This is a genomic window from Hansschlegelia beijingensis (assembly GCF_045505405.1).
Lineage (GTDB): Bacteria > Pseudomonadota > Alphaproteobacteria > Rhizobiales > Methylopilaceae > Methylopila > Methylopila beijingensis_A.
In genome coordinates this window covers 1-26004 of the sequence record NZ_JBJKEX010000008.1, presented here as the reverse complement: position 1 = coordinate 26004, position 26004 = coordinate 1, and the positions used below count along the sequence as shown (strand labels likewise).

The window sequence follows — 26004 nt, the reverse complement described above, 5'->3', positions numbered from 1 at the left end:
CTGAATAGGGGCCCCGCTCGGCCAGACGGTCGAACGCGGCGGCGAGGGGCTCGGCGAGGCGCTGCCTAAGGCTCGCCTTGAGGTAGGAGCGGGCCGAGTGGATCGCGTCGGGATCGACGTCCTCGCCGAGCTCGCGCGCGACGTCGCCCTCGCTCGGCAGCGCGGCGATCTGGGCGGCGTAGGCACAGTCCGTCTCCGCCGGGTCGAACGCCCGGCCGATGGCCTCGGCAAGGCGCGGCTCTTCCGCAGGCTCACGGCCTTCACGCAGGGCCGCGACGCCGGCGACGAGCCCGCGGAGCGCGACCGTCTGGACGGCCTGCCAGCGATTGAACGGGTCGCTGTCCATCCGCGCCAGGAACAGGAGATCCTCGACGCTCTGGTCGGAGCGGAGCTTCACGGGAGCCGAGAAGTTGCGGAACAGCGATGGGACAGGCCTGCGCTCGACGTTCTCGAACACGATGCGTGTGTTCTCCTCGGTCAGCGCGATCACCGGCGCCGCCGGCGCGCCCCCGATCACTAGCGGCATGTCCGAGCCGTCCTCGTCCACGAGGCCCAGCGCCAGCGGGATCACCACGGCCTGCTTGAACTGCTGCCCCGGGGTGGGCGGCGTCTTCTGCGAGGCGTCTATCGTGAAGGTCTTGCGGTCCGCATCGTAGGCGGTGCGGATGTCGACCTCCGGCGTCCCGGCCTGGTCATACCAGCGCAGGAACTGGGTCATGTCGCGGCCGGATACTTCCGCGAAGCAGGCGATGAACTGCTCGATCGTACAGGCTTGACCATCGTGACTGTCGAAATAGAGGTCCATGCCCGCCCGGAACGCCTCAGGACCGATCAGGGTCTTGAGCATGCGGATCACCTCCGCGCCCTTCTCGTAGACCGTCGGCGTGTAGAAGTTGTTGATCTCGTGGTAGATTTGCGGCCGCACGGGGTGGGCGAGGGGGCCTGCGTCCTCGGCGAACTGGACGGAGCGCAGACCCCGCACGTCCGAGATCCGCTTCACGGGCCGCGACCGCATGTCGGAGGTGAACTCCTGGTCGCGGAACACCGTCAGCCCCTCCTTCAGGCAGAGCTGGAACCAGTCGCGGCAGGTGATCCGGTTGCCCGTCCAGTTGTGGAAGTATTCGTGGGCGATGATCGCCTCGATGTTTGCGTAGTCGCCGTCCGTCGCCGTCTCGGGGCTGGCCAGGACGTACTTGTCGTTGAAGACGTTCAGCCCCTTGTTCTCCATCGCGCCCATGTTGAAGTAGGACACGGCCACAACCATGAAGACGTCGAGGTCGTACTCGCGGCCGAAGGTCTCCTCGTCCCAGCGCATGGAGGCCTTGATCGACTCCATGGCGTGATGGGCGCGGTCCTCCTTGCCGTGCTCGACGAACACCTTGAGCGCCACGCGCCGGCCGCTCATCGTGACGAACTCGTCCTCGACGACGCCGAGGTCGCCGGCCACGAGCGCGAACAGGTAGGAGGGCTTCGGGTGCGGGTCGTGCCACACCGCGAAGTGCCGGCCGTCGCCGGCCGGGCCCGTCTCCACCAGATTGCCGTTGGAGAGCAGGATCGGCGTCTCGGCCTCCGATCCCTCGATGCGCGTCGTATAGACGGCGAGAACGTCCGGCCGGTCGAGGAAGTAGGTGATGCGACGGAAGCCCTCCGCCTCGCATTGCGTGCAGTAGGCGCCGTTCGAGCGATAGAGGCCCATCAGGCGGGTGTTCGCGGACGGGTCGACGAGCGTGGTCAGCGTCAGCTCGAAGGGCCCACGGGGCGGGTTCGCCAGCGTCAGCGAGGAAGGCGTGACGTCGAGGTCGTCGACCCTGAGCGGCGCGCCGTCTATCTCGGCGGAGACCAGATTGAGGTCTTCGCCATCGAGCTTGAGCGCGGCGTTCTCGCGACCGAGCGGGTTCGGCCGGATCGCGAGCCGCGCCGTCACGCGGGTCGCCTCCGGATCCAGGCTCACGTCGAGATGCACGGCGTCGATCAGGAAGTCCGAAGGCCGGTATTCGGCGAGTCGGACAGGGCGGGGATCCTCGGCGCGCATCGGTTTGCTCCGGTGGGGCGTGAGCGTTCGCCCCGGTTTAGGCTCCCGTCGCGGCGCGGCGCAAGGCGGACGCGCCGACGAGGGCGGTCTCTCAGTTCAGCGGCCAGACGAGCATCAGCATAGGCACCGCGACCAGCACGACGAGCAGCGAGAGCGGAGCTCCGAGCCGCGCATAATCGCCGTAGCGGTAGCCGCCGGGGCCCATCACCAGCGTGTTGCACTGATGGCCGATCGGCGTCAGGAAATCGCAGCCCGCGCCGATCGCGACGGCCATCAGGAAGGCGTCGGGCCTGAAGCCGAGCTGGGTGGCGAACTGCGCCGCGATCGGCGCCATCACGAGAACGGTCGCTGCGTTGTTGAGGAACGGCGTCACCGCCATGGCCGCGACGAGGATCAGCGCCAGAGCGCCATAGGGCGGCAGCGCCTGGGCGGCGTGCGAAAGCCAGCCTGCCACGAGGTCCGCCGCGCCGGTCGTGCGCACGGAGTCGCTCACCGGGATGAGCGCGGCCAGCATCACGAGGATCGGGGCGTCGAGGCTCCGATAGGCGTCGCGCGCCGGCAACGACCCCGTCGCCACCATCAGCGCGGCCGCGGTGAAGAAGGCCACAGGCACAGTGGTCAGGCTGAGGGTGGTGGCCAGCATCGCGCCGGCGAGGATCAGGACCGGCAGCAGGCCGCGCCGCGATATGCCGAGATGCAGCTCGCGCTCCGCAAGCGGCAGGCAGTCCCATTCGCGCAACAACTCCGCCAGCCTCGTCCGGTCCCCCCGCAGCAGGATCACGTCGCCCGCCGCCAGCGTGATCTCGTGCAGCCGCTCGGTGAAGCGCTTGTCGCGCCGGCTCACCGCCAGCAGATCGACCCCGGTCCGATGAAACAGCGAGAGGCGCTCGGCCGAGGCGCCGATGAACGACGAGCGTGGGCCGATGATGGCTTCGACCGATCCGATGTCGGTCTCCGGCTCTCCGGCCCGCGCGCTCGCGAGCTTCAGCCTGCCGCGCGCCACGATCCGGTCGAGCGCGGCCGGATCGCCTTCAATCAGAAGCGCGTCGCCCTCGAGCAGCTTCGCGTCGGGCATCGGCGTCCGGCGCCGCCCGCGCGCATCGACGATCGAGGTGACCATCGCGTCCCCGGAAGCCAGGGCGGCGAGGTCGCGGACGGTCTTGGCGACGGCGGTGGACTCTTCCGTGACCCGGGCTTCGGTGACGTAGTTCTTGATCTCGATCGCCTCATCGACGTCCGCGCCCGCCCTGTCGCGGTTCGGCAGCAGCCGGTACGCGAATGCGAGGAAGCCCACGCCCATGACCGCGAGCGTGAGCCCGACCGGCGTGAAGTCGAACATGGAGAAGGGCGTGCCGGTGAGTTCGCCACGCACGCGGGAGACGATCACGTTCGGCGAGGTGCCGATCTGTGTCATCAGCCCGCCGAGCAGCGAGCCGAACGCCATCGGCATCAGGTAGAGCGACGCCGACACGCCGGAGCGGCGAGCCATCTGGATCGCGATCGGCATCATGATCGCGAGGGCCCCGACATTCTTCACGAAGGCGGAAAGAACGGTGACCACGCCGACGAGCAGCAGAAGCTGCGCCCGCGTCGAGCTGATGTTGGGCGCGAAGCGCTGCACCGCGGCCGCCATCAGGCCCGACCGGGATATTGCGGCGCTCACCACAAGCGCGCTGCCGACGATGATGACGATGTCGTCCGAGAAGCCCGAGAACGCATCGGCGGGCTTCACCACGCCGGCCAGAAGGGCGGCGAGAAGCGCCCCGACCGCCACCACGTCATAGCGGAAGCGCCCCCAAGCGAAGGCGGCCATCATTAGCCCGATGATGGCGAAGGACAGAGCTTGGGGAAGCGTCATGGGCGCCCGCGGCCCCTCCCGGAAGGAGAGGCGGCGGGAGCTGGCGGCGGTAACAGGCGGGGGCGCTTCATCCGCCGCCAGATAGCGCCGCCCCGGCCGGCGGCGATGAGCCGCCGCCGGCGATTTTGCGCCTCAGCGCAGAGCGCGCTCGAGGACGCGCGCGAGCCGGGTGGAGAAGTCCTGCGGGTCCGCCGGCCGCTCCCCGTCGAGGATCCGCGCTTCATCGAGCAGCAGCGCGACCGCGTCGCCGCGCAGGGCCTCATCGTCCTTCGCGGCCAGCGCCTTGATCAGCCCGTGGCTCGGGTTGATCTCCAGGATCGGTTTGGCGGCCGCGCCCGCGCGGCCGGCGCTCGCGAGGATCTTCTCGAGCTGCCTGTCCGGCCCGTGGTCGGGCGCCACCAGACAGACCGGGCTCTCGGTCAGCCGGTCGGATGCGCGCACGTCGGCGACCTGATCGCCGAGCGCGGTCTTGGCGAAGGCGATGAACTCAGCCACCGATGGCGGCGTCTCGGGCGCCGCCTCCTCGGCGGCGTCGAGCTTGCTGATCAGCGCGAGATCGGCGTTCCCCTGCGTGACGGACTTGAAGGGCTTGCCCGCGAAGCCGTCCAGCGTGGTGACCCAGAAGCTGTCGACGGGGTCGGAAAGCAGCAGCACCTCGACGCCGCGCGCGCGGAAGCCCTCGAGGTGGGGCGACGCCCGCAGCCGCTCCCGCTCCCCGCCGGCGAGATAGTAGATGGCGGTCTGGTTCTCCTTGAGGTCGGCGACGTACTCCTTGAGCGAGCGCCAGCCCTCGCCCGAGGCCGTGGTGCGGAAGCGCGACAGCGCCAGCAGCTGCGCCCGTCGCTCGTAGTCCTCGTAGAGGCCTTCCTTGATCACGGGCCCGAACGCCGACCAGACGGTCTCGAACGTCGCGGGGTCGGCCTCGGCCAGCTTCTCGATGTCGCCCAGCACGCGGTTCGTGAGACCCTTGCGGATGGCGCCGAGGATCGGGCTCTCCTGGATCATCTCGCGAGAGACGTTGAGCGGCAGATCTGCGCTGTCCACCAGTCCGCGCACGAAGCGCAGGTAGCGCGGCAGAAGCTCGGCGTCGTCGGTGATGAAGACCCGCCGAACGTAGAGCTTCATGCGGCCCTTGCGATCGGGATCGAACAGGTCGAAGGGCTGGCTCGAAGGCACGAAGGCGAGCGCGGTGTATTCATGCCGGCCCTCGGCGCGGTAGTGCACGGTCATCGCCGGCTCGTCGAAGGAGCCGCCGAGGCCGCGGTAGAACTCGGCGTAGTCCTCCTTCGAGATCTCAGACTTCGGGCGGGTCCACAGCGCCGCCCCGTCGGTCAGCTCCACCGCCTCGGCGCCGGGATTCTCCACCAGCCAGATCGGCACCGGCACATGGCCGGACTGAGCCTTGATCGTGCTCTCGAGCGTCCAGCGCTCGGCGTACTGGGAGGCGTCCTCGAGCAGGTGCAGGATGACGCGGGTGCCGCGCGCCGGGGCCTCCTCCAGGCTCGCGGGCGCCACGGAGAACGTCCCCTTGCCGTCGGAGACCCAGGTCGCGGCCTCATCGGCCCCGGCGCGGCGGGAGACGACCTCGACGCGGTCCGCGACCATGAAGGCCGAGTAGAAGCCGACGCCGAACTGTCCGATCAGCTGGGCGCCTTCCTTCTGCTGCGCGGCCTCGATGCGCTCGACGAAGGCCTTGGTGCCGGAGCGGGCGATGGTGCCGAGCGCCTCGACCATCTCGTCGCGGCTCATCCCCACGCCGTTGTCCTCCACGACGAGGCGACGCGCTTCCGGGTCGGCTAGCACCGTTATGCGAGGCTGTGGGTCGTCACCCAGCAGCGAAGGCGTCTCGATCGCCTCGAAGCGCAGCTTCTCGCAGGCGTCGGCGGCGTTGGAGATCAGCTCGCGGAGGAAGACGTCCTTGTCCGAATAGACGGAGTGCACCATCAGGTGCAGCAGCTTGGCGACGTCGGCCTCGAAGGCCCGGCTTTCCGGCTGCGTCGGTTGCGTCTCGGCGTCGGCGGTCACGGCGTGTGCTCCCCTGGGAATTTTCGGCGTCGAAATGGCCGGCGCGGTTTCCGAGTTCAAGAGCCTTGGCCCTCGCGACAGGAGGCGGCGTGTCACCGGGGCCGCGTCCTCTCGATGTGATCGTATTCCGTCGCCGCGGAACAAGCAGCCGTCGATCTCGTTGCTCTGCTGAAGCAGGAGGGGCGGATGGCCAACGTTCAGTACGAGATCGTCGAACATAATGACGGCTGGGCCTACAAGCTCGGCGACGTGTTCTCCGAGACATTCCCGAGCCGCGAGGCCGCGCACGCCGCCGCCGAGCGCGCGGCTGGCGAGCAGCGCGTCCCCGGCGACGACACCGACATCGAATACGAGGACGAGAAGGGTCAGTGGCGGGTCGAGCACGCTTCGGCGGACGATCGCCCGAGCACGACCGTCAAGGACTGACGGACCGCCCGCCCGTGGAGCAGACGACCGGTCCGGACTGCATCATCGTCGGCGGCGGGCCCGCCGGACTGATCGCCGCCACCTATCTGGCGCGGTTTCGCAGGCGCGCCGTGGTGATCGACGATGGCCAAAGCCGGGCCCGGTGGATCCCGGTCAGCCACAACATGCCGGCCTTTCCACAGGGCGTGTCCGGGCGCGACCTGCTGAAGCGGCTGCGCGAGCAGGCCGAACGCTACGGCGCCGTCCTGCGCCAGGGGCGCGTCGACCAGCTGAGCCGCGCCGACGGCGGCGGCTTTCGCGCCGTAGGCGCCGGTTTCGAGTTGACGGCGCCCGCCGTCATTCTCGCCTCCGGCGTGAAGGACCGGGTGCTCGATCGTCCCGGCGTCGAGCAGGCCATCGAGGACGGCACGATCAGGCTTTGTCCGGTGTGCGACGGCTTCGAGGCGACCGACCGGGAGGTGGGCGTGTTCGGGCCGCTCGACCGCGCCCTCGCTGAAGCCGATTTCCTCACCACTTTCACGGATCGGGTCACGGTCATCCCGGATCGGGCGGCGCCCGCGGGGACCTCGCCGTGCCCGGGGGTCACGGTGGCGAGCGCGCCGCTGCGCGATCTCGAACTCGGCGGGGGCTGCGTCGCCGCGCTCGCCGACAGGACGCGGCTGACCTTCGAGATGCTCTATTTCGCGATGGGCAACGAGCCGCAGTCGAAGCTGGCGGCCGCGCTCGGCGCCGCCTGCACCGACGTCGGCTGCATCGAGACCGACGCCCATCAGCAGACCACCACGCCTGGCCTCTACGCCGTCGGGGACGTGGTCGACGAGCTCAACCAGATCTCGGTGGCCGCGGGCCATGCCGCGCTCGCCGCCACCGACATCCACAATCAGCTCAGAAAGGGCTCCTTGGGGTCGGGCTGAGCCTGCTCGGGCGCGAGAACGCTGCGGCGGCGAAGCGCGCGGTCCTGCGTCTCCGCGATCGATTTGCCCGTGTGGGCGGAGCGGTTCACGACCTGAAGATTGGGCGCGCCCCAGAAGGCGAGCAGCTGCGGCCAAGGCAGGTCGCGCCGGTCGCGCCAGACCTCGAACAACGGCACGCGGTGATCCACCTCCGCGGTCTTGAGGAGCCGCTTCTGGGTGATCGCGCAGCGGTGGCCCTGAACCCTGGCCAGCAGGCGGCGGTGGTCGCTCGGCGCGTTCCAGAGCTTCCACGCGACGACGCAGCAGGCGTGCCAGGCGGCCCGCTGGTTGGTGACGCCGGCGCCCCAGAGATCACGATGCCAGCCCAATCGGAAGACGGCCTGTCCGCAGATTACGCAGCGGCCCGGCTGCGCCTCGGCCTTGACGAGCCGGTGGGGGAGGGGCGGGACGCGCAGCCGCCGGGGATCGTCGCCCGCGAGCGTCCAGCTCCAGCCGCTCGGCGTCTCGCTTTGCTGCGCCAGGGCCCGAGCCAGGCGATCGGCGCGCAAAGGGTGCGCGCGCCAGAATCCGTCGACCGCAGCGCGTTCGTTCCACGCCGCCCGACGTTCCTCGAGTCTCATCGCGCCCCCGCTCATCGCGGGCGGAGAGTCGCCCGGACGAGGTTACCGAATCCTGACCGGCGCCTTGCGAGGGACCGTATCCGCTGAACAAAAGCCGATGCCCTGATCGGCCGTTCTGGACAAGGCGTCCCGCGCGGACCATACCGTTGGCGCGGAACCATCGAGGCCAGTCGACCCATGTCGCTGATGAGCGTCCTGACCGACATCTTCACCTGGTGGAACAAGGCCACCATGGGCACGCGCTTCGCGCTGTCGCGGGGCGGCGAGTTCGTCGGCGAGGATGAGTTCGGCAACCGCTATTACCGCCTGCCGAACGACCCCAAGAAGAACGCGGCCTTCGGCAGCGAGCGCCGCTGGGTGGTCTATTCGGGCTACGCGGAGGCCTCCGCGATCCCGCCCGGCTGGCACGGCTGGATCCATCACACGGTGAACGCGCCTCCCGCCAACGAGAACTACGTCCCGCGCGAGTGGGAGAAGCGCCACCGCGACAACAAGACCGGCACCGTCGAAGCCTATCGTCCGCAGGGTTCGGCGTTCTCGACCCGCAAGCGTCCCGCCGCGACTGGCGACTACAAGGCCTGGTCCCCCGAGGACTGAAGCCGCCGTAGCGCTCCATCCGACGTATTTTCCGGCGTCGACCCCCTCTGCCCACGATCGCCGCGAGAGTTCCTGTCCCGTGCCCGCACGTCGCGCTACGATCGCACTGCCGCTCGTTCTTCTGTGCGCTCCGGCGCTCGCCCAGAATCCGGGGGCCTCGACGCTCGACACCCCGCCCAAGGCGGCGCGTCCCGAGATCGTCGCGCCCACGCCGCGGATTTCGAATCCCGTCGCGGTGTTCAACGGCCTCGACAAGATCACCGGCCGCATCACGGAGTTCGATGCGCCGATCGACAGGACGGCGACTTTTGGCGCGCTGAAGGTCACGCCGCATGTCTGTTACACCCGGCCGCCGACCGAGGCGCCGAACACGACGTCCTATGTCGACGTCGAAGAGATCACGCTGAGCAATGAGCGGCGGAAGATCTTCTCGGGCTGGATGTTCGCCTCCAGCCCGGGGCTGTCCGGCGTCGAGCATCCGATCTACGACGTGTGGCTGGTCGACTGCAAAGGCGGCGCCCGGCCGGAGGCGCCGCAGGGACCGACGCTCGGCGAGTAGGCGCGGCGCGCCTGGACCCGGTCAGCCTTCCACGTCTCCCGGCACGTTCGCCCCATAGGGCGGCCGCGGAATCTCCATATGCGCCGTGCGCAACGCGCGAGACCAGCGCTCGCGCAGGTCGACGAAATAGCGGTCGTTGGGCTCGATCCTGAAATCGAGCTCCGGGACCAGCGCGTCCTTCCTGAGCACGAGAACGTCGATCGGCGGCCCGACCCCGAGATTCGACCGCATCGTCGAGTCCATCGAGATCAGGCCGATCTTCAGCGCGTCGTAGAGGTCCGTCTCGTAAGTGACCGCGCGGTCGAGGATCGGCTTGCCGTATTTGTGCTCGCCGATCTGGAAATAGGGCGTGTCAGGCGTCACCTCGATGAAGTTGCCGGCCGCATAGATCATGAAGAGCCGGACGCGGCCGCCCGCCACCTGGCCCCCGAACAGCAGCTGCACGTCGAAGCGCGCCGTCATCTGCTCAAGGCTCGCGCCGTCGACCCGCCAGACCTCTCGCACGGCTCGCCCGACGAGCTGCGCGGCCTTGAACATGGTCGGCTGGCTTTCGAGCGTTTCGAGCTCGCCGGTCTCCGGATTCTCGACGCCCTCGGCGAGCATCGAGATCACCGACTGGCTGACGGAGAGATTGCCGGAGGTGGCGATGGCGAGCGTGCGCCGCCCGGGCTCGGAGACGATCTTGAGCTTGCGGAAAACGGCGATGTTGTCGATCCCCGCATTGGTGCGGGTGTCGGCGATCATGACCAGTCCATCACGGACCAGAATACCAACACAATAGGTCATTTACGCGTCCCGACCACAGAAGCCGCCGACGCTATCAAGAGTCCCGCCGACGCGCCAACGCGCGATGCCGCGCTGCATCGAATTAGGGCGCCAGTTGGACGCTCAGGACCGGCGATAACTGCGAGAGGCTCGTGTGTCCTGAACCAGAACGCTCATTCTCATCGTCTCTCCCGATCCGCCATAGCGGGAGCCGCGCACCGGCGCCGCGCCAAGGCAGTCGAGCCCGATCGCGACCCTGACATGCGATTCGGTGGGACAGGCGCCTTCCGTCGGATCGAAGCCGACCCAGCCCAGATCGCGGACGTAGGCCTCGGCCCAGGCGTGCGGCGCGTCCTGCGGTTCGCCCCCCTCGCGACGGACGTAGCCGCTGACGCAGCGGGCAGGGATCTGCAGGCCGCGCGCGGCGGTGAGGAAGACATGGGTTAGGTCCTGCGCCGTTCCGCGCTTCACACGGAAAGCTTCGGCGGCCGTGGTGGCTCCGTCCGGCTGCCCCGGCGCGAACTCCATCTCGGAATGCAGGCGATCGAGCAGCCCGTGAAGGGCGGCGAGCTCGCCATCGCCAGCGCTGGAGCCGACCTCCTCGGCGAACGCTGAGATCTCGTGATCATGGGCGGTGAGCGGCGTCTCGCGCAGATAGAGCGCGGGCGGAAAGCGCTCGGCGGCTCGATTGACGACGCCCGCGGCGTCCTGCGTGTCGACTTCGCCCTCGACCAGCACGGTGATCTCGTCCAGCGGGCCGTCGGCGGCGAAGACGTGGGTCTGGTTCCCGAACGCGTCTTCCGCAGCCCGCAGGCGGCAGTTGCGGTCGACGTCGAGGCGCCAGCGCACGACGTGCTGACCGTCATGACCGCGGGGCCACAGCCGCAACGTCTGGATGACGGACGCGGCAGGCGTCTCGAAGCGATAGGTCGTCTCGTGGCGGATGGTCAGGCGCATGGGTTACGCGAGATACTGCTCGTGGACCGCGGCGCCCAGCTGATTGTTGTCGGCGATGAAGTCGGTGATGAACTCGTGCAGTCCCCTCTGGAAGACGTCGCGGATGTCGGCGTTCTCGAGCCGGGCCCGGCAGCTTCGCGCGAGCCGCTGCGCCGGCCCCTGCCTGCCATAGGCGCGCGCCAGCTGGTCGAGGTGGCGGACGAGTTCGCCATAGCAGGCGGCGAACGAGCGCGGCATCTGGTCGTTCAGGATGAGCAGGTCGGCGATCAGCCAGGGCTTCACGCTCTCGCGATAGACCCAGTGATAGCTCGTCACCGCCGAGACCGCGCGCAGGATCGCCTGCCACTGGTAGTAGTCGAGGCCGCCGCCGACCTCGCCCTGCTCCGGCAGCAGCAGATGATATTTGACGTCGAGGATGCGGGCGGTGTTGTCGGCGCGCTCGAGCAGCATGCCGATGCGCGAGAAATCATAGATGTCGTTGCGCAGCATCGTGCGGGTGGCGGAGCCGTCGAAGCGCAGCCCGATCTCCTTCACCCAGCCGAGGAAGCGGGTGAGTTCCTCGCCGGCGAGCCTGCGGTCGGCCAGCCGCCGCAGCTCGATCCAAGCGCCGTTGATCGTCTCCCACATCTCGATCGTGAGCGCGGTGCGGACCGAGCGGGCGTTGTGCCGCGCCGTCTCGAAGCAGTTCAGGATCGAAGAGGGATTGTCGCGGTCGAAGACGAGATAGGCCACGACCGAGTGGTGATCGGCCTCTTCGTGCTTGGCGTAAAAGCCCTCGGCGCAACCGGCGGTCGCGACCGCGCTCTCCCATTCGTTGGTCTGGCCGCCATAGGCGGCGGGCAGCGAGGCGAGCCGCTGGGTGGCTTCCAGGATCCGCGCGAGCGCTTCCGCGCGCTCGATGTAGCGCGACAGCCAGAACAGATTGTCGGCGGTGCGGCTCAGCATGAGGTCACGCGCAAGCGGGGCTGGGGAGAACGCAGCGGGATGGTCATTCGTCCAGCACCCAGGTGTCCTTGGTGCCGCCGCCCTGGCTCGAATTGACGACCAGCGAGCCTTCGCGCATCGCCACGCGGGTCAGCCCGCCGGGCACGATCCGCACGCCGTTCGATCCGGTGAGAACGAACGGCCGCAGGTCCACATGCCGCGGCGAGACGCCCGACGCGACGTAGGTGGGGCAGGTCGAGAGCGCGAGGGTCGGCTGGGCGATGAAGCCGGCTGGCGACGCCTTCAGCTTGGCGCGGAACAGCTCGATCTGCTCCTTCGAGGCGTGCGGCCCGACCAGCATGCCGTAGCCGCCCGAGCCATGGACTTCCTTGACGACCAGCTCGTCGAGATGATCGAGCACGTAAGACAGCGCCTCCGGCTCGCGGCAGCGATAGGTCGGCACGTTCTTCAGGATCGGCTCGGCGCCGAGATAGAACCGGATGATCTCCGGCATGTAGCTGTAGATCGCCTTGTCGTCGGCGACGCCCGTTCCGATCGCGTTGGTGAGCGTGACGTTGCCGGCGTGATAGGCGCTCATCAGGCCGGGCACGCCCAGCGCGCTGTCCGGACGGAACACCAGAGGGTCGAGGAACTCGTCGTCGATCCGCCGGTAGATCACGTCCACGCGCTGCGGCCCTTCGGTCGTGCGCATGTAGACGACCTCGTCGCGCACGAAGAGATCCCGACCCTCGACCAGCTCGATGCCCAGCTTGTCGGCCAGGAAGGAGTGCTCGTAATAGGCCGAGTTGTAGACGCCCGGGGTCAGCAGGACGACGACCGGCTCCGCCGAGCTGGTCCGCGGCGCAAGAGAGCGCAGCGTGGCCAGAAGCTCGTCCGCATACCGTTCGACCGGCGCCACGCGGTGCTGCGAGAACAGCTCCGGGAACAGCCGGATCATCACCTCCCGGTTCTCCAGCATGTAGGAGACGCCGGAAGGCGTCCGGGCGTTGTCTTCCAGCACGTAGAACGTGTCGGCTTCCACGCGCACCACGTCGATGCCGGCGATGTGCACCCACAGGTCATGCGGCGGCGTCTTCCCGGCCATCTCGGGCCGGAACGCCTCGTTCCGGAACACGAGCTCCTCGGGCACGATCCCCGCCTTGAGGATCTCGCGCTTCCCATAGACGTCGGAGATGTACCGGTTCAGCGCCTCGACGCGCTGGACGAGCCCTCTGGTGAGGGTCGCCCACTCGTCGGCGGTGATGATGCGGGGAATGATGTCGAAGGGAATCAGGCGCTCCTGCGCCTGCTGGTCCCCATAGACCGCGAAGGTGATGCCGATGCGGCGGAACAGCAGCTCGGCTTCCTTGACGCGGTACTGGAGCAGGTCGGGCGGAGCGGCCGCGAGCCACTCGGCGAGTTTCCTGTACGCGGGGCGAACGCTGCCGTCCGAAAGCGTCATCTCGTCGAAGGCGGGGGAGGGCAAGCGGGCGGGACTCCTTCTGACGCTTCAGCTTGATGCTAATACGGGCGCCGCGCGGGGAAAGAGCCCGAAGGCTGATTTTTATCGCAGAGAGCTGCCCACGATCTGCCCAGATCGGCTTCAGGCCGCTGAAGCTGGCGTGACCTTCCCGTCCCGCGGTCAAATGGTCGTGGATCGGCCCCGCAGGGCCGTGAGACATCGATCAAGGTCAGCGTCATCTCGATGTCCGCCCGACTCGGGGCATCGGCGCCCCGGAGGGTGGTTGTGCACCATGGCCACAACCTTGATAAGCCTCCGTTGGTCGGGTTTTCACCCTCGGATGCCTGCGTTGCGCCCGCTTCTGAGCAGCAGGTCGATCAGAGCCACGGCCTGCTGTTTCCAGCCAGTCTCCGGCCTGATCGTGGCGACCCCGGCGATGGCGCGCAGCAGGTTCAGCGGGGCGATGTCGATCTGAACATCGCCGTCCGCGTTCGCCCGCTCCACGAGCCGGTCGATCGGCGGCGACAACCGCGCCGGCGTGCCGCTGTATAGCGGTTCCGAGCCGCCTATCAGCGTGTCCAGCACGGCGCCGATGCCCTGCTTCGTCTCGAGGAAGTCCACGAACAGGACCAGCCACGACCGCAGCGCCTCACCGGAGGACTGGTTCGCCTCCATCTGCGACGCGGCGTCGACCAATGCGTCCACTTCCTGCCGATACACCGCCTCGATCAGTGCGTCGCGCGTCGGAAAGTGGCGGTACAGCGTGCCGATCCCGACGGCCGCGTCGCGGGCGATGTGCTCCAGCGGGACGTTCGGGCCCTGTTCAGCGAACCCGCGCTTGGCGGCCTCCACCAGCCTCGCCCTGTTGCGCCTGCCGTCGGCGCGCAGCGGCCGTGTCTCAACCGGATGAATGTCCTGCGGCACGCATGGCCCCTTGAAAGCGGAGGACGCCTCCGTATCTCTGCTAGCGGAGGGTTCCTCCGGTTAGCAGCGTTGCGTTCCTTTTGACGTCCGCATCCTCGGGAAAGGATACAGCATGTTCGGTACGGCGGCAGAGCAGTTGAACAAGTTGCGAAGCGCCCGGCTGGAAGAGAAGGTCGATTACCTTCTCGGCTATATCGCCATCACGGACCTGGTTCAGCGCTACGGACAGGGCACCGACACCCACGATTTCGACCTGCTCAGGACCTGCTACGGCGATCAGATCGAGGTCGATCATAGTCCGACGATCGGCATGGGCCCGACGCGCGTGTCGGCCGACAAATGGTGCCGGTTGGCCAGACAGTTCCACGGCCGGCTCGACGGCGACGAGCACATCATGATCCCGCAAAGCATCGTCATCCAGGAGGACAGGGCTTCCTGCCACGTGCTCATGCACGCCAGCCACTACTACCGGGCGGCGAATGGAAGCCCCTACCAGACGCTCGTCGGCGCGTACGACCTGGAGTTCGTGCGGACCGATGACGGGTGGAAGATCGCGACGTCCGTCCAGGGGGTGAAGTGGGCGGAGGGCAACTGGCAGTTTCACGCCGACATCCAGGCCTCCCTGGGCGAGCCTGACCTGGCCTAGGACAGGCGGCTCAGATCAGCTTCAGGCCCCGGAAGCTGGCGTGCCCCTCCCGTCCCACGATCACGTGGTCGTGGATCTCGATGCCGAGCGGCCGCGAGACGTCGATAAGGGTCCGCGTCATCTCGATGTCGGCCCGGCTCGGCGTCGGGTCCCCCGAGGGGTGGTTGTGCACTAGGATGAGAGCGGTCGCGCGCAGCTCAAGCGCGCGCCGCACGACCTCGCGCCGATAGACCGGCGTGTGGTCGACGGTGCCGGTCTGCTGCACCTCGTCGGCGATCAGCCCGTTCTTCTTGTCGAGGAACAGGATGCGGAAGCGCTCCCGGTCGTCGAACGCCATCGCGGTGCGGCAATAGTCGATGACCGCGGACCACGAGGCCAGCACCGGCCGCTTGGTGATGGCGCCCTTGGCGAAACGCCGGGCGGCCGCCTCGACCACCTTGAAGTCGGTCGCGGTCGCCTCCTTCACCCCCTTGATCGCCACCAGCCGCTCGATCGGCGCCGCCAGAACGTCGGCGAAGGAGCCGAAGGTGGCGAGCAGCGCCTTGGCCAGCGGCTTCACGTCGCCGCGCGGCAGCGTCCGGAACAGAATGAGCTCGAGCAGCTCGTAATCCGGAAGGGCGTCGGCCTGGCCATCGAGGAAACGCGACCGCAGCCGTTCGCGATGGCCGAGATAATGCGGGGCGTCCTTCGGGGACGCCTCGTCGAAGCCGGGCAGGGGGGCGTCTTGAGAGGCGGGCTTCGCCGACGGCATGTCCGCCGCTGCTCCGGACGTTCGGGAGCGCCATCGTGGCGCGCTCCGGCGACTCGGGCAAGACGGCGTCGAACGGGAGTTCGGCTCAGACGGTCGCGAATTTCGGGGCCATGAGGCCGCGCGGGGATTCGGTGAAGATCTCGCAGCCGTCCTCGGTCACCCCGACCATGTGCTCGTACTGCGCGGAGAGCGAGCGATCGCGGGTCACGGCGGTCCAGCCGTCCGCCAGCACCTTCACATGCGGCCGGCCGAGATTGATCATCGGCTCGACGGTGAAGAACATCCCCGTCTTGAGCTCGGCTCCCTCGCCGCGGCGGCCGTAATGCAGGATGTTCGGCTCGTCATGGAACAGCCGCCCGATGCCGTGGCCGCAGAAGTCGCGCACCACCGAGGCGCGCTCGCCCTCGGCGTATTCCTGGATCGCGGCGCCGATGTCGCCGGTCGTCGCGCCGGGGCGAATGACCGCAAGCCCGCGCATGAGCGACTCGTAGGTGATCTCGATCAGCCGCTCGGCGCGGCGCGGAATCGCGCCGATCGCGAACATGCGGCTCGAGTCGCCGTGCCAGCCGTCGAGCACATAGGTGACGTCGACATTGACGATGTCGCCTTCGCGCAGCGGCTTGTCGTTCGGGATGCCGTGGCACACGACGTGGTTGATCGACGTGCAGATCGTCTTGGAGTAGCCGCGATAATAGAGGCAGGCCGGCAGCGCGCCGTGGTCCATGCCGAACTCGAGCGCGAGCTTGTCCAGCGCGTCCGTGGTGACGCCGGGCTTAACATGGTCGTGCAGCATGTCGAGCGCTTCCGCCACGAGCCGGCCGGCGCGCCGCATGCCTTCGAAAGCCTCGGCGGTGTGAATCTTGATCGCGCCGTTCTTGCGAAGCGGCGCAGTCTGGGCGTCGACAAAGGTCATCGTGAAAAGCGGCTCGTGCGCGGCGGTCGGGAAGCGTTCCCAACATAGGCGCGGCAGGCCGCCGCGCCAAGCGCATGCCTGATCCGGCCGGCCGGCAGAGCGATCAGGCTCTCTTCAGCTCCAGGTAACGCAGCCGCTTCGCCTCGCGGCGGCCCTCCGCGATCGCCTCGACGATCACGCCGCAGACCAGGCTCAGGACGGCGAGCTGCATCACGCTGGCCGCGAGGATCGCGGTCGGGAAGCGCGGGACGAGCCCGGTCTCCAGGTATGTCTCGACCACCGGGGCTGCGAGCGCGACGCTGACCAGGGCGAGCGCCGCCCCGATGACGCCGAAGAATTTGAACGGCTTCAGCGCGCGATACATCATCGCGATGGTCCAGAGGATCCGCAGGCCGTCCCGCCAGGTCGAAAGTTTGCTGGTCGAGTTCTCGGGCCGCTTGCCGTAGCGGACCGGGATCTCGTCGACGGCGAGGCGGAGGTCCAGCGCGTGCACCGCAAGCTCGGTCTCGATCTCGAAGCCGTGTGAGGCGGTCGGGAAGGACTTGGCGAAGCGGCGCGAGACCACCCGGTATCCCGACAGGATGTCGGTGAACCCGGCGCCGAACAGCCGCTTGATCATCCCGTTGAACATGCGATTGCCGGCCGCATGGCCCTTGCGGGCCAGCATGCCTTCGCCTTCGCGGGTGGCCACCACCATGTCGAGCTGGTGCGCCAGCAGCCGTTCGATCAGCAGGGGCGCGGCCAGCGGATCGTAGGTGAGGTCGCCGTCGGCCATCAGGTAGACGTCGGCCTCGATGTCGGCGAGCATGCGGCGGACGACATTGCCTTTGCCCTGCCTGCGCTCCCGCCTGACGATCGCGCCGGCCTCGAGCGCCCGCTCTATGGTGCGATCCGCCGAGTTGTTGTCGTAGACGTAGATCTCGGCGGTGGGCAGCGCCGCCCTGAAGCCGCGCACCACCTCGGCGACCGCCGCCTCCTCATTGTAGCAGGGCAGCAGCACCGCGATCCTCGGCGGAGCGGCTTCGCGGCGAGCCGGGCGGTCCTCGCGCAGCATCTCGACGGCAGGCGACATCGGTCGAGCCTCGTTGGTCCCGGCCATTCTGCGCTTCGCCGCTTTAAACCCGGATTAAAGCTCTCAGCGCGGCAGGATCACGCCGCTGTCGGTCACCACGACCCACTCGCCGTTGCGGCGCTGGATGGAACGGACCCGGCCCGCCCCCGGCGCTCGCGCGCCGCGCTCGACCTCGATCTGGTCGCCCCCGCGGCCTTCCAGCAGAGCCACTCCGTCATAGACGTCGCGCACGACCCAGTTCCGCACGACCCGTTCGGAAGCGGTCGGTTTGGAGATGCTGCCGGTGGTCTCCGGCTCGGCCTTCGCGACCTTCTCGGCGGTCTTCTCTGCGGACGCCTTCTCCATCTTGTCGAGCCGGTCCTGCAGCTCCGCGAGCCGGGCCTGGTCCTCCTTGGACTGATCGACCTTGGAGGCGAGCGCGTCGATCTTGGATGCCGCGGCGGCGCGCGTCTCCTCGAGCGTCTTGGTGAGGGAGGCGATCTCCGCCTTGAGGGCGCGGACTTCATCGAGGTTCGCGGCCGCCTGGCCGGCCGTCGCCTTGGACAGCGAGGCCTGGCTGGTCTTCGATTGATCGAGCGCCCGCCGCAGCCGCGCGATCTCCGCCTTCAAGGCGCCGACGTCCTTGCTGATCGCCGCGTCGCGGGCCCGCGAGCCCGTGGGATCGAGATTGAGCGCAAGGCCCATCTGGCGCGCGTCGATCGCGGAGATCTCGTCGACCCCGTCGGTCAGCGAGGGCGCGGTGGCGAGATTCGCGAACGCCATTCCACAGATCAGGAGGCCGGCCCCGACCAGACCATAGGGAAGGTAGCGGCTTGCGCGCGACGAGAGGGGCGCGGGCCCGGACGCAGTGTCCGCGGCCCAGATCGTGACGTCGCGGCTTTCCGGCTTCGCCGGTTCGAACGCGGATGGCGGAAGATCGCGGCGGGACTCGGGGTTCATGCGGTAGACCCGTGGCAGGGATGCTACCTTTCAGTAACCCTCTTCTTGCTTACCGAAGCGTTACTTCAGCGCCTCGATTGCTTCGGCGCCGGTGATCCGCCGGCCCTTCTCCCAGGCGAAGAAGTCCGCCTCCACGCGAAGCGCGTGCTCGAGCAGCCGGTGATATTCGCGCCGCGGCGTCTCCACCGCGCCGAAACGTCTCAGATGCTCGGTGACGAACTGGGTGTCGAGGAGCCGAAAGCCGCCGCGCCGGAGGCGGGCGACGAGATGAACGAGCGCGACCTTCGAGGCGTCCCGCTCGACATGGAACATGCTCTCGCCGAAGAACGCGCCGCCGAGCTCGACGCCATAGAGGCCGCCCACGAGACGGTCCTCGCGCCAGGCCTCGACGCTATGGCAATGCCCTATCTCGTAGAGATCGCCATAGAGCCGCCGGATGCGGGCGTTGATCCAGGTCTTGTCGCGACCGGCCCCGGGCGCGGCGCAGCCGTCCAGCACCGCCTCGAACGCGGTGTCCACGCGGATCTCGAAGACGTCGGAGCGCACGGTGCGCTCCAGCCGCGAAGAGACGTGGAAGCCCTCGAGCGGCAGCACGCCGCGGAGCTCCGGCTCGATCCAGTAGAGTCCTGGATCGTCCGCGCTCTCGGCCATCGGGAAGATCCCGCAGGCATAGGCCTTGAGCAGGACTTCCGGCGTGATCTCCACGAGAACGTCGTTGATGCGGGTCATCGCCCGATCAACGTAGGACCGCCGCCCCCGGAGGGGAAGGGCGCGTGCGCGCGCGCCCCGCTCAAGCCTCGGGAGCCATTTCGGCCAGCCAGGTCTCGAGCCAGTGGATGTCGTAGTCCCCGTCCTGGATCGCCTGGTTGCGCACCAGCCGCCGGAACAACGGCAGCGTCGTCTCGACGCCGTCGACCACGAACTCGTCGAGCGTCCGGCGGAGCCGCATCAGGCATTCGGTGCGGTTGCGGCCGTGTACGATCAGCTTTCCGATCAGGCTGTCGTAGTGCGGCGGGATCGAATAGCCCTGATAGGCCGCCGAATCGACTCGGACGCCGAGACCGCCGGGCACGTGGTAGTAGGCGACGCGGCCGGGCGAGGGCCGGAAGGTCTCGGGGTGCTCGGCGTTGACCCGGCACTCGATGGCGTGACCGCGGAAGATCACGTCCTCCTGGGCGATCGCCAGCCGGGCGCCGCTTGCGATCCTGATCTGCTCGTTGACCAGGTCGATGCCGGTGATCATCTCCGTCACCGGGTGCTCGACCTGGATCCGGGTGTTCATCTCGATGAAGTAGAAGCGGCCGTTCTCGTACAGGAACTCGACCGTGCCGACGCCGCGGTAGCGGAGCTCGCGCATGGCGGCGGCGACCGTTTCGCCGATCGAGGCGCGGTCGGCCGCGTTGAGGGCCGGGGAGGGCGCCTCCTCCCAGACCTTCTGATGGCGGCGCTGCAGCGAGCAGTCGCGCTCGCCGAGATGGATCGCCGCGCCTTCGCCGTCGCCCAGCACCTGCACCTCGATGTGACGCGGGTGGACCAGGTACTTCTCCAGGTACACCGCGTCGTCGCCGAAGGCGGCCTTCGCCTCGCTGCGCGCCGTCTGCAGCGCCTCCACGAGGTCGTCCTCGGTCATCGCGACCTTCATGCCGCGCCCGCCGCCGCCGGCCGCGGCCTTGACCAGCACGGGATAGCCGATCTCGCGCGCGACGCGCCGCGCCTCGACGTCGTCCGTGATCCCGCCGTCGGAGCCCGGCACGACCGGAATGCCGAGCCGCTTCACCGTCTGCTTGGCGGCGATCTTGTCGCCCATGATGCGGATGTGCTCGGGCTTCGGCCCGATGAAGACGAGGTTGTGCTCCTCGAGGATCTCCGCGAACCGCGCGTTCTCCGAGAGAAAGCCGTAGCCGGGATGAACCGCGTCCGCGCCCGTGATCTCGCAGGCGGCGAGCAGGGCGGGGATGTTGAGGTAGCTCTCGCGCGCGGAGGGCGGGCCGATGCACACGCTTTCGTCCGCGAGCCGGACATGCATGGCGTCGGCGTCCGCGGTCGAGTGCACCGCGACCGTGGCGATCCCGAGCTCCTTGCAGGCCCGCAGGATGCGAAGCGCGATCTCGCCGCGGTTGGCGATCAGAACCTTGTCGAAGCTGGGCATCGGCTCAGTCGACGATCAGGAGAGGCTCACCGAACTCTACCGGCTGCCCGTCCGTCACAAGAACCTCCCGCACCACGCCGGCCTTCGGCGCCGGTATCGCGTTCATGGTCTTCATCGCCTCGACGATCATCAGGGTCTGTCCCTGCCGGACCGTGGCGCCGATCTCCACGAAGGGACGGGCGCCGGGCTCGGGCGCCAGATAGGCGGTGCCCACCATCGGGGAGAGCACGGCGCCCTGCGCCTTCGCCGGATCCGCGGGCGCGGCGGCGGAGGCCGCAGCCGTAACAGCGGGAGCCGGGGCGGGTGCGGCGACGGTCGCGAGCGTCTGTCGCGCGACCCGGACGCGGAAATCGTCGCGCTCGATCTCGACCTCGCTAAGGCCCTTCTCGATCATCAGTTCCGCCAGTTCGCGGACAAGCTCCTGATCGCTGATGTTGCCGGTTGCGTTGGTCATGGTGTCCCAGGTTTAGGGCGCGCCGCTCACGCCGTCAGGGTCTCTGGGCGCCGGCCGTGCTCGATCCGGCGCGCAAGCGCCTGGAGGGCGAACTCATAGCCGTCGACCCCAAGTCCTGCGATGACGCCGACCGCGATCGGCGAGACGAAAGACGTGTGGCGAAATGCTTCGCGCGCGTGGATGTTCGACAGATGCACCTCGACGGTCGGCACTCCGACGGCGCGGAGCGCGTCGTGGATGGCCACCGAAGTGTGGGTGTAGGCGCCGGCGTTTAGGACGATGCCGGAGACGCCGGAGCGGGCCTCCTGGATCCAGTCCACCAGCACGCCCTCATGGTTCGACTGACGGCAGTCGACATGAAGGCCGAGCTTCTCGCCGACCTCCCGCGCGCGCGCCTCGATGTCGGCCAGGGTCGACGATCCGTAGACCTGCGGCTCGCGCGAGCCGAGCAGGTTCAGGTTCGGACCGTTGAGGACGAGGACGATCGGGGTCACGGGAGCAGGCTGATCCTTGGCCGCGAGACGCGGACCGGTCGGCGGCGAGCGTCCGGGGTTATAGGGAAGACCGCGCGTGAACCCAAGCGATTCCGCGCATCCTTCCGCCGCGCCGTGCCGGGCGCTCGCAGGTGCGCCTCAGCACACGGACTTGCCGCACGTCCTGAGCGCCGCGATCCTGCCCTGCAGGTCGTCGACGACGTCGCTGGTGTTGGGGACGACGGCGTCGCCGATCACGAAGGTCGGGGTCGCCTCGACGCCGAGCTCATCGGCGAGCTCCTTGGACTCCAGAAGCGCCTTGCGGACCTCGGGGCCGTTCATCGCCGCCTCGATCTTGGCCGGATCGAGCCCGACCTCCTTCGCCACCGCGAGAGCCCGGGCCTTGGTCGCGAGCGACTGGCCGCCGAGCAGCTTCTCGTGGAACGCCCTGAACTTGTCCGGAGCGGCGTGGCTGACGGCGAGCGAGACCTGGGCGGCGCCGAGCGATTCCTGCCGGATCACCGGCAACTCCATCAGCACGATGCGCAGCTTGGGGTCGGCCGCGATCAGGGCGTCGAGGTCGCGCAGCGCGCGGCGGCAGTAGCCGCAATTGTAGTCGAAGAACTCCACCAGCGTGACGTCGCCCTTGGGGTCGCCCATCACCGCGTGGAGCTTGGACGCGTCGATCTTGGCGACGTAGTTCTTGAGCGCGCCCTTGCGCTGCTCGTCGAGCTTCGCCTCCTGGCGGTGCTGGAGCTCGCGCTGGGCGTCGAGCAGCACCTCCGGATGCTGCAGCAGATAGTCGCGGACGACCGTGCCGATCTCCTCCTTCTCCTTGGCGTCGAAGGCGACGGCCGGCCACGCCGCCGATAGGGCGAGCGCGCCGGCGAGGGCGAGACGGAGGAAGAGACGCATCAAGGGCTCCTGGGGGGAGGAGGGTTTCGTCGGCCGAGGAAGCCGGGTGCGCCATATCATCCAAAAGCGCCGCGTTGGAAATGGGGCGGCCCGGCTGAACGCCGCCGCGCGACTTCAATTCGCCGCGGGCGGCCTGTAGCTCGCGATGTCGTCGGCCTTCAGCCAGCCGGGCGTGTTCGGCTTCAACCCGATCTTGGCCCGCGCCGCGATCTGGCGCGCGGTCCCGTAATCTCCCGAGACGAAGGCGGCCTGCGCGGTGGCGAGATCGGCTTCCGGAAGCCGGTTCTTGCGCGCATAGGCGAGCGCCAGCTGGCGGTAGCCCTCGGCGTTCTTGTCGTCCCGGGCCACCGCCTTGGTGAGCTCGGGGATCGCAGCGTCGATCTGGCCGTCGGTGATCAGCGCCTGGCCGAGCATGGTCCGGATCAGAGGGGCCCCGGGCGCGAGCGCGACGGCCCGGCGCAACGCAGGAATCGCCTGCTTCGGCCGGCCGTTCTCCAGATAGGCCTGTCCCTTCAGCTCATGGAAATAAGGGTTCTGCGGCTGCGCGGCGATGAGCCCGTCGATCTGCGCCACGGCGCCCTGGAGCGGCGCGGAGCGATAGGTCGCGATCGCGCGGGCGTAGCGCGCCGGCAGGCTCTGGTCGCTCGGCGGATAGCGCCTGCCGACCCCGTCGGGCGTGTCGATGAAGCCGAACAGCTTGGCGCGCATCAGGTCGTGGCGCGCCTGGAGGGCAGGCGAGTCGGGGGTGTTGTAGTAGGGGCTCTTCTGCGCCAGCGCCTCGAGGTTCACGATGCGGTCCTGCGGCATCGGATGGCTCTGCGCATAAGGGTCGATGAAGCGCCGCGAGAACGCGAGCTGTTCGGCGAAGCGCCTGAAGGTGACGAGCATGCCCTTCGCGGACTGCTTGGTCTTGGTGAGATAGCTGACGGCCGCGCGGTCCGCGGCCTCCTCCTGCGTGCGCTGATAGCTGAGCAGGCTGCGGCGGATGATCTCCTGCGGTCCCATCACCGCGCCGAGCGCTGCGTCGCCGGCGCTGCGCGAGCCGCCGGCCATCGCCGCGCCCACGGCGCCCGCGCCGAGCAGCATGGCTGCGATCGCCATGGTCTGCATGTTGTCGATCTGCTGGCGCATGCGGGCGAGGTGTCCGCCCGCGATGTGGCCGGTTTCGTGCGCGAGCACGCCGATCACCTCGTTCGGCGTCTTGGCGTCCATCAGGGCGCCGGCGTTGATGAAGATGCGTCGCCCGTCCGCCACGAAGGCGTTGAACTCGCGGGAGTTCACGATGGTGATCTCGACGACGCCCTCGCCGACGCCCGCGGCCCGGAAGATCGGCCGCATGTAGTCGCGCAACAGGTCCTCGATCTCGGCGTCGCGGATGATCGGCAGCCCTCTGCCGCTCTGGGCCGCGGCGGGCGCGGGCAGTCCCGCGGCGAAAACGCCGCAGGCGACGAGCGCGGCGACGGCCCCTCGGAAACGGGAGGGCGGAGTGCGGCGGTCGGCGCATCGGGAGGTCATGCCGATCCTCATGCAGTCTTCGGTCGCCGGACACTAGGGGGGCGCGAGAGCGAGGGTCAACGCGGGACGGCGCCGTCCCCGCATGCGGCTTTGTCTATGGAAAAAACCCAGCCATGCGGCGTCGGGGGCTTTGCGCGGCGATCAAGCCGGGCTAACAGGTCCGCCAGCCTCAAACACGCCGCCGCCCGTCCCCCGGAAGATCCTCCTCCGGCGGGTCGGCGTTCGTGCGTTTGCGGCGTTGTGGACAACGGGCCGCGGCGCTCGCCGAATCGGCGGACGCCCGTCTAGTGCTGAAGAGTCGTGCGGGAGCGTGCGGCGCCCTGACGCGAAAGAGGATGGATGGCGCGCTACGTCTTCATCACCGGCGGGGTGGTCTCCTCCCTCGGCAAGGGTCTGGCCTCGGCTGCGCTCGGCGCGCTGCTGCAGGCGCGCGGCTACACGGTCCGGCTGCGCAAGCTGGACCCGTATCTGAACGTCGATCCGGGCACGATGAGCCCGACCCAGCACGGCGAGGTGTTCGTCACCGACGACGGCGCGGAGACCGACCTCGATCTCGGCCACTATGAGCGCTTCACCGGGCGCCCGACCTCGCTGCAGGACAACATCACGACCGGCCGGATCTATCGCGACATCATCGCGAAGGAGCGCCGCGGCGATTATCTCGGCGCGACCGTGCAGGTGATCCCGCACGTCACCGACGCCATCAAGGAGTTCGTCCTCGAGGGCAACGAGGATTACGACTTCGTCCTCGTCGAGATCGGCGGCACCGTCGGCGACATTGAGGGCCTGCCGTTCTTCGAGGCGATCCGCCAGCTCGGCAACGACCTGCCGCGCGGCGACGCGATCTACATCCATCTGACGCTGTTGCCGTTCATTCCGAGCGCGGGCGAGCTCAAGACCAAGCCCACCCAGCACTCCGTCAAGGAGCTGCGCTCGATCGGCATCCAGCCCGACATCCTGCTCTGCCGCTGCGACCGGCCGATTCCGCCGGAGGAGCGCCGCAAACTCGGCCTGTTCTGCAACGTCCGCGAGACGGCCGTGATCGAGGCCCGCGACGTCGACACCATCTACGAGGTGCCGGAGGCCTATCATCGCGAGGGCCTCGACATCGAGGTGCTTCGCGCCTTCGGGATCGAGCCCACGAACGCGCCCGACCTGTCGCGCTGGCGCGAGGTCACCCGCCGCGTCCGCCATCCGGAAGGCGAGGTGACGATCGCGATCGTCGGCAAGTACACGGGCCTGAAGGACGCCTACAAATCGCTCTACGAGGCGCTGGTGCATGGCGGCGTCGCCAACACCGTGAAGGTCAACGTCGACTGGATCGAAAGCGAGATCTTCGAGAATGAGGATCCGGCGCCCTTCCTGGAGCATGTCCACGGAATCCTGGTGCCGGGCGGCTTCGGCCAGCGCGGCGCCGAGGGGAAGATCCGGGCGGCGACCTTCGCGCGCGAGCGCAAGGTTCCCTATCTCGGCATCTGCTTCGGCATGCAGATGGCCGTCATCGAGGCCGCGCGGAACCTGGCGGGCGTCAAGGAAGCGAACTCGACCGAGTTCGGGCCGACGCCGGAGCCGGTGGTCGGCCTCATGACCGAATGGACTCGCGGCAACACGCTTGAGAGTCGCGCCGCCGAAGGCGACCTCGGCGGCACGATGCGCCTCGGCGCCTACGAGGCCCGGCTCTCGCGCGGCTCCAAGGTGGCCGAGATCTACGGCTCGTACGACATCTCCGAGCGCCACCGGCACCGCTACGAGGTCAACACCGCCTATCGCGAGCGGCTTGAGGCGAACGGCCTGATCTTCTCGGGCATGTCGCCCGACGGGCTGCTGCCCGAGATCGTCGAATACGCCGACCATCCGTGGTTCGTCGGCGTGCAGTTCCACCCGGAGCTGAAGTCGCGGCCCTTCGAGCCCCATCCGCTGTTCGCCTCCTTCGTCGAGGCGGCGCTGACGCAGAGCCGGCTGGTCTGACGCCCAGCCGGCGCGCTCGCTCTTCTCAGGCCTGCGCGACCAGGTGACCGCCCGCGCGGTCGTAGCGGATGAGCGCGGCCGGCGACACGTGCACGCCCCCGACCCAGTGGTCGACGCGGTTCAGGACGCGGTGGTCGGCGCGGCCC

The 26004-nt window shown here is 68.7% G+C and carries 25 protein-coding genes; 6 read left to right on the top strand and 19 right to left on the bottom strand.

From position 1 onward, the window contains the following. The 3 genes from pepN to htpG form a co-directional block, all read right to left on the bottom strand. The coding region (gene pepN, locus ACIKT0_RS01290) for an aminopeptidase N (protein WP_407103616.1) at positions 1 to 2032 on the bottom strand (2032 nt) is incomplete at its 3' end. A gap of 91 nt (positions 2033 to 2123) precedes the next feature. Continuing rightward, complete coding sequence (locus ACIKT0_RS01285; protein WP_407103615.1) at positions 2124 to 3890, bottom strand: SLC13 family permease; 1767 nt, start codon at positions 3888 to 3890, stop codon at positions 2124 to 2126. A gap of 132 nt (positions 3891 to 4022) precedes the next feature. Continuing rightward, complete coding sequence (htpG, locus tag ACIKT0_RS01280; RefSeq protein WP_407103614.1) at positions 4023 to 5915, bottom strand: molecular chaperone HtpG; 1893 nt, start codon at positions 5913 to 5915, stop codon at positions 4023 to 4025. A 186-nt stretch (positions 5916 to 6101) separates the two neighbouring features. On the opposite strand from htpG, the gene ACIKT0_RS01275 reads away from it, so the two are divergent. Next, entirely contained in the window at positions 6102 to 6341 is a 240-nt protein-coding gene (locus ACIKT0_RS01275) for a DUF2188 domain-containing protein (protein ID WP_407103613.1), read from the top strand. Between the two features lie 14 nt (positions 6342 to 6355). Then, positions 6356 to 7255 carry an NAD(P)/FAD-dependent oxidoreductase gene (locus ACIKT0_RS01270; protein WP_407103612.1) on the top strand — a complete coding sequence of 300 codons (900 nt, stop codon included), beginning with the start codon at positions 6356 to 6358 and terminating at the stop codon, positions 7253 to 7255. Here ACIKT0_RS01270 and ACIKT0_RS01265 read toward each other — a convergent pair. After that, positions 7222 to 7875, bottom strand: a complete 654-nt coding sequence (locus ACIKT0_RS01265; RefSeq protein ID WP_407103611.1) for a hypothetical protein — start codon at positions 7873 to 7875, stop codon at positions 7222 to 7224. The two genes, ACIKT0_RS01270 and ACIKT0_RS01265, sit on opposite strands and share 34 nt — an antisense overlap. A 177-nt stretch (positions 7876 to 8052) precedes the next feature. Between ACIKT0_RS01265 and ACIKT0_RS01260 the strand changes: the two genes are divergently transcribed. Together ACIKT0_RS01260 and ACIKT0_RS01255 are read left to right on the top strand one after the other, a co-directional pair. Then, positions 8053 to 8472, top strand: a complete 420-nt coding sequence (locus tag ACIKT0_RS01260; protein WP_407103610.1) for an NADH:ubiquinone oxidoreductase subunit NDUFA12 — start codon at positions 8053 to 8055, stop codon at positions 8470 to 8472. A 79-nt stretch (positions 8473 to 8551) separates the two neighbouring features. Beyond that, positions 8552 to 9031, top strand: a complete 480-nt coding sequence (locus ACIKT0_RS01255; protein WP_407103609.1) for a DUF2155 domain-containing protein — start codon at positions 8552 to 8554, stop codon at positions 9029 to 9031. Between the two features lie 21 nt (positions 9032 to 9052). On the opposite strand, the gene ACIKT0_RS01250 is transcribed toward ACIKT0_RS01255, so the two are convergent. From ACIKT0_RS01250 to ACIKT0_RS01230, 5 genes are all read right to left on the bottom strand, one after another. After that, positions 9053 to 9817 (bottom strand): proteasome-type protease, encoded by a 765-nt coding sequence (locus ACIKT0_RS01250; protein WP_407103608.1) that lies wholly within the window; start codon positions 9815 to 9817, stop codon positions 9053 to 9055. Positions 9818 to 9919: 102 nt separating this feature from the next. Further along, the gene (locus ACIKT0_RS01245; protein ID WP_407103607.1) at positions 9920 to 10753 is read right to left on the bottom strand and encodes a transglutaminase family protein; all 834 of its coding nucleotides are present in this window, start codon (positions 10751 to 10753) and stop codon (positions 9920 to 9922) included. Positions 10754 to 10756: 3 nt separating this feature from the next. Beyond that, a complete protein-coding gene (locus ACIKT0_RS01240) occupies positions 10757 to 11698 on the bottom strand; it encodes an alpha-E domain-containing protein (RefSeq protein ID WP_407103606.1) in 942 nt (313 codons plus the stop codon). 43 nt (positions 11699 to 11741) lie between these two features. Then, positions 11742 to 13139, bottom strand: a complete 1398-nt coding sequence (locus ACIKT0_RS01235; protein ID WP_407103617.1) for a circularly permuted type 2 ATP-grasp protein — start codon at positions 13137 to 13139, stop codon at positions 11742 to 11744. Between the two features lie 330 nt (positions 13140 to 13469). Continuing rightward, a complete protein-coding gene (locus ACIKT0_RS01230) occupies positions 13470 to 14063 on the bottom strand; it encodes a TetR/AcrR family transcriptional regulator (RefSeq protein ID WP_407103605.1) in 594 nt (197 codons plus the stop codon). Positions 14064 to 14199: 136 nt separating this feature from the next. Here ACIKT0_RS01230 and ACIKT0_RS01225 point away from each other — a divergent pair, with 136 nt between their 5' ends. Beyond that, positions 14200 to 14709 carry a nuclear transport factor 2 family protein gene (locus tag ACIKT0_RS01225; RefSeq protein WP_407103604.1) on the top strand — a complete coding sequence of 170 codons (510 nt, stop codon included), beginning with the start codon at positions 14200 to 14202 and terminating at the stop codon, positions 14707 to 14709. 10 nt (positions 14710 to 14719) lie between these two features. Here the strand turns inward: ACIKT0_RS01225 and radC are convergent, their stop codons facing one another. From radC to ACIKT0_RS01175, 10 genes are all read right to left on the bottom strand, one after another. Beyond that, positions 14720 to 15460 (bottom strand): RadC family protein, encoded by a 741-nt coding sequence (gene radC, locus ACIKT0_RS01220; protein WP_407103603.1) that lies wholly within the window; start codon positions 15458 to 15460, stop codon positions 14720 to 14722. Between the two features lie 85 nt (positions 15461 to 15545). Further along, a complete protein-coding gene (map, locus tag ACIKT0_RS01215) occupies positions 15546 to 16373 on the bottom strand; it encodes a type I methionyl aminopeptidase (protein WP_407103602.1) in 828 nt (275 codons plus the stop codon). Positions 16374 to 16476: 103 nt separating this feature from the next. Then, positions 16477 to 17445 (bottom strand): glycosyltransferase family 2 protein, encoded by a 969-nt coding sequence (locus tag ACIKT0_RS01210; protein ID WP_407103601.1) that lies wholly within the window; start codon positions 17443 to 17445, stop codon positions 16477 to 16479. A 63-nt stretch (positions 17446 to 17508) separates the two neighbouring features. Continuing rightward, positions 17509 to 18384 carry a hypothetical protein gene (locus ACIKT0_RS01205; protein WP_407103600.1) on the bottom strand — a complete coding sequence of 292 codons (876 nt, stop codon included), beginning with the start codon at positions 18382 to 18384 and terminating at the stop codon, positions 17509 to 17511. A 60-nt stretch (positions 18385 to 18444) separates the two neighbouring features. Beyond that, positions 18445 to 19113 (bottom strand): leucyl/phenylalanyl-tRNA--protein transferase, encoded by a 669-nt coding sequence (gene aat, locus ACIKT0_RS01200; protein WP_407103599.1) that lies wholly within the window; start codon positions 19111 to 19113, stop codon positions 18445 to 18447. Positions 19114 to 19174: 61 nt separating this feature from the next. Further along, complete coding sequence (gene accC, locus ACIKT0_RS01195; protein WP_407103598.1) at positions 19175 to 20533, bottom strand: acetyl-CoA carboxylase biotin carboxylase subunit; 1359 nt, start codon at positions 20531 to 20533, stop codon at positions 19175 to 19177. 4 nt (positions 20534 to 20537) lie between these two features. Next, positions 20538 to 20987, bottom strand: coding sequence for an acetyl-CoA carboxylase biotin carboxyl carrier protein (gene accB, locus ACIKT0_RS01190; protein ID WP_407103597.1), 450 nt, complete (start codon positions 20985 to 20987; stop codon positions 20538 to 20540). Between the two features lie 26 nt (positions 20988 to 21013). After that, positions 21014 to 21481, bottom strand: coding sequence for a type II 3-dehydroquinate dehydratase (aroQ, locus tag ACIKT0_RS01185; RefSeq protein WP_407103596.1), 468 nt, complete (start codon positions 21479 to 21481; stop codon positions 21014 to 21016). 138 nt (positions 21482 to 21619) lie between these two features. After that, entirely contained in the window at positions 21620 to 22375 is a 756-nt protein-coding gene (locus ACIKT0_RS01180; protein WP_407103595.1) for a DsbA family protein, read from the bottom strand. 114 nt (positions 22376 to 22489) lie between these two features. After that, positions 22490 to 23890, bottom strand: coding sequence for a M48 family metalloprotease (locus tag ACIKT0_RS01175; protein ID WP_407103594.1), 1401 nt, complete (start codon positions 23888 to 23890; stop codon positions 22490 to 22492). Positions 23891 to 24229: 339 nt separating this feature from the next. On the opposite strand from ACIKT0_RS01175, the gene ACIKT0_RS01170 reads away from it, so the two are divergent. Next, on the top strand, positions 24230 to 25858 hold the full coding sequence (locus tag ACIKT0_RS01170) for a CTP synthase (protein WP_407103593.1): 1629 nt from the start codon (positions 24230 to 24232) through the stop codon (positions 25856 to 25858). Positions 25859 to 26004 lie beyond the last annotated feature (146 nt).